Here is an 802-nt window from a genome sequence, read left to right as displayed (position 1 = left end):
GCGCTTAGTGCGGCTGCAAAGCCGATGAAAGATAGTTGATGAAAGTTCAGTACGGAGAAGAAGTGGCGAATCACTCTGACCCCGAGTCATGCGGCGCACATCGCGAGGTATGCGTCGAAGCGTTGACAGGGGAAACCGGCAGGCCAGCCATAGAGCCGCGAAATGAAAAATCCGGGATGCCGACGCTGTTAAGCGAAGCGGAAGGCAACACGGTGCATGGCGTCAATCGCAAGCCATGCCCCGATCCCGCGCGGTCGGAGACCCTGTGCATGCCGGGAAGTCTTTCATACGGAAGCAGCGAGATCTCATCGGTGTCCAGTGCAAATGGACTGGACGGGACTGGGAAGGTCGTTGACCGCAAGCCAGTCATCGACGCTGATGAGAAGTCGGATACACCCATAGTACCGGGGAAGTTGCCGAACAAGGGAGATGATCCTGCGGAGGCAATGGAGGGAAGGGGTGTAGTCGGAGGGAACGCCTTCGAAACTCCAGCGTGCCGGACACAGAGCCGGATCAAACCGCCGCTTGCCATTGCGAAGAACCTTGACGACCCGAAGCTCTCCTGAAAATCCCGCGCCATCCAGTCTCATTGTCCACAGTCTCCGTTGTGGACACAGATTCGCTCAACGCTCAGTCAATGAACAGGTGCAGCGATTTGCGCGCTTAGTGCGGCTGCAAAGCCGATGAAAGATAGTTGATGAAAGTTCAGTACGGAGAAGAAGTGGCGAATCACTCTGACCCCGAGTCATGCGGCGCACATCGCGAGGTATGCGTCGAAGCGTTGACAGGGGAAACCGGCAGG

General features: G+C 57.1%; 1 protein-coding gene. It reads left to right on the top strand.

Translation table 11 applies throughout. The annotated features are described in order from the left end of the window. Positions 1-35 precede the first annotated feature (35 nt). Positions 36-566: a hypothetical protein gene (locus tag PH547_RS33735; RefSeq protein ID WP_285170486.1), complete on the top strand. Its 531-nt coding sequence runs from the start codon at positions 36-38 to the stop codon at positions 564-566. The last annotated feature ends 236 nt before the right edge of the window (positions 567-802 follow it).

Origin of the sequence: Rhizobium cerradonense, assembly GCF_030182455.1 — a bacterium.
Taxonomy (GTDB): domain Bacteria; phylum Pseudomonadota; class Alphaproteobacteria; order Rhizobiales; family Rhizobiaceae; genus Rhizobium.
Note: the sequence above shows the minus strand (reverse complement) of the source record. Positions and strands in the feature narration are given on the sequence as shown.